The 5,429-nt window shown below is 46.3% G+C and carries 6 protein-coding genes; 1 reads left to right on the top strand and 5 read right to left on the bottom strand.

The window, feature by feature from the left end; all coding sequences use genetic code 11:
• The first annotated feature begins 144 nt into the window (after positions 1 to 144).
• A complete protein-coding gene (locus AC3A8L_RS19435; protein ID WP_487963930.1) occupies positions 145 to 837 on the top strand; it encodes a fumarylacetoacetate hydrolase family protein in 693 nt (230 codons plus the stop codon).
• A gap of 184 nt (positions 838 to 1,021) precedes the next feature.
• Here AC3A8L_RS19435 and AC3A8L_RS19430 read toward each other — a convergent pair whose 3' ends face one another.
• The 5 genes from AC3A8L_RS19430 to rpsI form a co-directional block, all read right to left on the bottom strand.
• Positions 1,022 to 1,510 carry a 3'-5' exonuclease gene (locus tag AC3A8L_RS19430; RefSeq protein WP_487963929.1) on the bottom strand — a complete coding sequence of 163 codons (489 nt, stop codon included), beginning with the start codon at positions 1,508 to 1,510 and terminating at the stop codon, positions 1,022 to 1,024.
• 45 nt (positions 1,511 to 1,555) lie between these two features.
• The gene (locus AC3A8L_RS19425; RefSeq protein ID WP_487963928.1) at positions 1,556 to 1,951 is read right to left on the bottom strand and encodes a ClpXP protease specificity-enhancing factor; all 396 of its coding nucleotides are present in this window, start codon (positions 1,949 to 1,951) and stop codon (positions 1,556 to 1,558) included.
• A 182-nt stretch (positions 1,952 to 2,133) separates the two neighbouring features.
• Positions 2,134 to 4,185 (bottom strand): ubiquinol-cytochrome c reductase, encoded by a 2,052-nt coding sequence (locus AC3A8L_RS19420; RefSeq protein WP_487963927.1) that lies wholly within the window; start codon positions 4,183 to 4,185, stop codon positions 2,134 to 2,136.
• Between the two features lie 3 nt (positions 4,186 to 4,188).
• The gene (petA, locus tag AC3A8L_RS19415) at positions 4,189 to 4,788 is read right to left on the bottom strand and encodes a ubiquinol-cytochrome c reductase iron-sulfur subunit (protein ID WP_487963926.1); all 600 of its coding nucleotides are present in this window, start codon (positions 4,786 to 4,788) and stop codon (positions 4,189 to 4,191) included.
• Positions 4,789 to 5,168: 380 nt separating this feature from the next.
• The coding region (rpsI, locus tag AC3A8L_RS19410; RefSeq protein ID WP_487963925.1) for a 30S ribosomal protein S9 at positions 5,169 to 5,429 on the bottom strand (261 nt) is incomplete at its 5' end.

Raw genomic sequence — 5,429 nt, 5'->3', positions numbered from 1 at the left:
AGGTCATTAGGGTAACGCATGGAGCAGTTACCGAGGCATGTAACGCTTCAAACAACGAAGGTAAGGATGTCGAGATCAAGCATTAATGGATGAAATATTGTTTCCTCGCCCCTTAAGTATCAACACACACAATACGGCCTGAGAATGAATCAAAAAACAATTGAACCGCACAAATACTCACTACCAGTCAAAGATGGCAATGGCGATAACCCCTATTTCGTTCGCCGGATTATCTGCATAGGGCGCAATTACGCCGAGCACGCCAAAGAAATGGGGCACAATCCCGACGAAGCGCCACCCTTCTTTTTTTACAAACCCTTAACCGCACTTTACGACGCAAGCAAACCCACAACATGGAAATTACCAACCTACAGCCATAACGTACACTACGAACTTGAAGTCGCTATCGCTATCAACAAAAAGGTGACAACCGCCAACCCCGAGTCTGCCATTTTTGCTGCAGGATTGTCGCTCGATATGACTTGCAGGGATGTTCAACTGCAATCTAAAGCCGCCGGCCGACCATGGGCCACAGCAAAAGGCTTTGATCATTCCGCACCCTGCTCAACACTGCAAATCATAGACTGGACAGACCTAAAAAGCCTCGGCGACTTCTCTCTGCGCCACAACAACAGACAAGTACAATTAGGGAATATCTCAGAAATGGTTTGGCCCATCCCAGAACTCCTGACAGAACTTTCACTGTATACGCAATTAGATTACGGAGACCTGATATTAACCGGAACCCCTGCTGGAGTCGGCGCTATAGCGGCCGGAGACAAGCTCGAAGCTAGCATTGAGGGTCTGCAATGTGAGATTCACATCGACGTATTGTGAGTATTATTTAAGGGGCCCCACGCGCTAGGGGCTATGTAACCACAACACTAAGATGAGAAAGTGGAAACAAGCATATTGGACAATGGTTTTTCTCCTCAAGCCCCAGACCCAGAGGTTTAAGACTAAAGGCCATCCACACCCACCATTACTACCCGCGCGCCCAACTTGTTGCTCAGGGAGCCCCCTAGCGTAAGTGCCGTGTCGCTTTATACGTTTCCTGAATTAATAGTGCATCATGACTCGCACGATGGCGATCGAACGCAAAAGCCTCCAATAATTCATCTTTTACTTCACCCCAAGCTTTTTGCTGTTCCTCGGACTGAATAGATTCTATTGGCGACAGAGAAAAGGAGGGCTTCACATTTCCGGCCTGATAGAGTGTGTTCAACCACGGCTTATCAACAACCCAACCATCCGAATAAACCACCTGCTCACCAAGCAACTGATTTAACCGCAAACACACATCTACTATAGGCACGCCGTGACGAAGTAAATCCTGCTGAGATATTTGATGGACTTTTGCGGCGCTATCATCCCAATGCTGCCACTCCTTTAACGGCTGAATCAATGTGCAAAAACGCTCCCCATCACTCAGTGCAACACCCACCTCAATTGGATAGCTTTCATACCCAAAACCAGACGCCTCAAAATCCAAAATTGTCGGCAACATCATAAAACCTTTTATTAGATCTGTATTTTTAGACTAGTCGGGAGAAAGTTACTTAACCACTTTAAGCATTGGCTTTTTGACGGACTTCTCTTTTAATTTAGGATCTTCCGGCGGCTCCGGCGGTGCAGATTCAGGCTCAAACATCATACCCTGCCCATTTTCTTTAGCATAAATGCCCATAATGGCATGACTAGGCACATATATATCGGTCGGAACACCACCAAAACGTGCGCTAAAACTCACAGCAGCGTTTGATATATCAAACCCCACAATCGCCCTAGGGGCCACATTGAGAATAATCTGCCCATCTTTGCCTACCGAATTTTGAGGAACACTAACGCCCTGCTCATTCGCATTTACCAGCAGGTAAGGGGTTAATTGATTATCATTAATCCACTCATACAGAGCGCGAATTAAATAGGGACGACTAGAAGACATAGACATAAAGTTAGACCTACCAAAAACAAACACAGTGACATTTTGCGCATGACGTACGCATTGGGCCGCACAGTATGGAACGATCCAGAACTATCAGCAAGGCACAATCATCACGCACAAAAAAGCCCAGACTAAGCTGGGCTTTTTACTCTTAGGGAAAATCAAATAATATTGATCACCCGTACTGGCTAGTGAATATCCCGCCAATACTCCCGATTCAAGAACCAGACGCAAACAAACAGGAGCAAAAGAAAGGCTAACACATAGATACCAATGGACTGGCGCTTCTCAGCAACAGGCTCTGCCACATACTCTAAGAAATGCACCAAGTCATACATTGCCTGATGATACTCTTCCGGTGTCATACTGCCTTTTACGCTTTTCACCTCTAGACTACCACAGGGGTCAACATCACCCAGCTCACCCACAGAATTGCGTATAACATGACCATGATCATCATACTTTGGCCCAGGAGCACACTCCTGGAGCCCCTGAAGCTCAAGTAGAACATGCGGCATAGCAACACTTTCAAAAACTTTATTATTTACGCCAGTAGGACGAGAGTCATCCTTGTAAAAGGTGAGCAAGTAGGTCAATAACCACTCAGGGTTCCGCGAACGGGCCACTAAAGTTAAGTCTGGAGGTGAAGCTCCGAACCACGCCTTGGCTTTCTTTGGATCCATTGAGCCAGTCATAAACTGCCCAATTTTTTCATCGCCAAAAATCAATTGCTCAGACATTACATCGCGCGGAATACCCAAGTCGTCAGCTACACGGCCGTAGCGTGAATATTGTATGGCATGGCACCCCATACAATAATTCACAAACGTCGTTGCGCCACGCTGTAGCGATTCTTTATCATCAAAGTCTGAATGAAAATGCTCACAAGGAACCGTTCCGCACGCAGCACCGCCACTGGCGGACGCCTGAATGGGCACAATCACCAATACTGCAAATAAAGCCAAGCCACCGAAGACCAACGCCTTACTCAAACCTTTTTGCTGCAATCGTTCGGGTACAGGCTGAACCTTTTCGTACTTAGTCCAAAACGGCATGCCAATAAAATAAGCAAAATAAAGCACAGAACAAATTTGCGACAATAACGTACGCGCGGGAGTTGACTCTTTAACTCCCAAGTACCCCAGAATGACAAATACGGCCGCAAAGGCAATTAACGCAACACGACTAAACCAGCCCTTGTAGCGCATAGATTTGACAGGACTACGATCCAACCAAGGCAATACAAATAACACCGCGATCGCAGCAGCCATTGTAATAAAGCCCAGAAACTTAGAATTTAACGGACCAATATCAATCGTTACCGCACGCAAAATCGCGTAAAACGGCGTGAAGTACCATACAGGTGCAATATGCTCTGGTGTTTTCAGGCCGTTAGCCTGTTCGAAATTAGCGAATTCAAGAAAGTAACCGCCCATTTCAGGCGCAAAGAAAATAATGGCACAGAAGGCAAACAAAAAGACTGTAACTCCAACCAGATCATGCACGGTATAAAACGGGTGAAAAGGTACGCCATCTTTAGGGATGCCATTTTCGTCTTTATTTTTCTTAATTTCGATACCATCAGGGTTATTTGAACCCACTTCATGCAATGCCAGGATATGCATAACAACCAAGCCCAACAAAACTATAGGCATAGCGACAACATGCAAAGCAAAAAAGCGACTTAATGTAGCACCCGAAATTAGATAATCACCACGAATCCACTGAACTAAATCTTCACCCACAACAGGAATAGCACCAAAAAGGTTCACAATTACCTGCGCACCCCAGTAACTCATCTGCCCCCAAGGCAACACATAACCCATAAAGGCTTCAGCCATAAGGACTAGATAAATAAGCATACCAAAGATCCACACCAGCTCACGAGGCGCCTTATAGGAGCCATACATCAAACCGCGGAACATATGCAGGTACACAACAACAAAGAACGCCGAGGCACCGGTAGAGTGCATGTAACGTAACAGCCAACCATAAGGCACATCACGCATGATGTACTCCACAGATGCGAATGCGCGCTCAGCAGAAGGCTCAAAGTGCATCGTCAACCAGATACCGGTTAACAACTGGTTGACCAACACCAAAATAGACAGGACGCCAAAAAAGTACCAGAAATTGAAATTTTTAGGCGCGTAGTACTTCGCCATATGGGTGTCCCATGCGCGCACTACCGGTAAACGCGCATCAACCCAACCCAACAAGTTAGCAAATGGATTTTTCATATATTAAGCCTCCTCATTCTGATCAACACCAATAAGAATCACACTATCACTAAGATATTTATGAGGAGGGACCTCTAAATTAGTTGGCGCAGGCACCCCCTGCAATACTCGCCCAGCCAAATCATATTTAGAACCATGACACTTACAAAAGAAACCGCCCTGCCACTCAGTGCCGCCCAGATCAACTGAACCGACTTTAGGCTGGTAATTGGGCGCACAACCCAAGTGTGTACACAAGCCTAAAAGGACAAGATACTCATCTTTTTGAGAGCGCAATTTGGGGTCAACATAGTCAGGCTGCACCGACTCCGCTGACGACGGGTCGCGCAATAAAGGCTCCATTGTCACAAGTCCGTCCAAAGCCGCCTTGGTACGACGCACAACATAAACAGGCATTCCACGCCACTCAAATGTCACCATTTGACCGGGTTCGATCTTACCAATATTTGCCTCTACGGGTGCGCCAGCAGCCTTGGCTCGCTCACTGGGATTCCAAGACCCCACAAAAGGTACTGCCGCACCAACTACACCAACTGCACCAACGGCAGATGTCACCGCCGTTAGCACTCGGCGGCGACCTAAATTTGCACCGTCATCACTCATCAAGAAAATCTCCTGTGACTATTTACTGAAGACCAGTAGGTTTAAAAGGAAAACTAGAAACTGTGGGCACCCGCTATTTATTAGATAGCTATAGAATTAACACTGCCGAGCATAAGCCATCATTAAAATCAGCTTCACCATTACCCTAAGCAGCTCACTATTACTCCAAGCAGAGAGTATAGACCCATATTGCCCATGGCATAAAAACGGCGCCATACTAATGAAATTACCTCTATGCCACAAGGTAAAACCGAGGATAGATTAGGCCTACATCAAAAGAGGTACGAATTATTGACCAAGAGCCACAAAACAAGCAATCATAAAAAAACCCGAGCAAGCTCGGGTTTTCGATTCCAAACACAGCCGAAGCTGCAGAGGAATTAACGCTTCGAAAATTGTGGTTTCTTACGTGCTTTACGCAGACCCACTTTCTTACGCTCAACTTCACGTGCGTCACGGGTAACGTAACCTGCTTTACGCAGCTCGCCACGAGCAGACTCATCATACGCCATCAAGGCACGAGTAAGGCCATGACGGATAGCACCCGCCTGACCAAAACTACCACCACCTTTAACAGTGACATTAACATCAAATTTTTCTGAAAAATCCAACAACTCAAGAGGTTGGCGACCAATCATTCG

The organism is Marinagarivorans sp., assembly GCF_982758155.1.
Note: the sequence above shows the minus strand (reverse complement) of the source record. Positions and strands in the feature narration are given on the sequence as shown.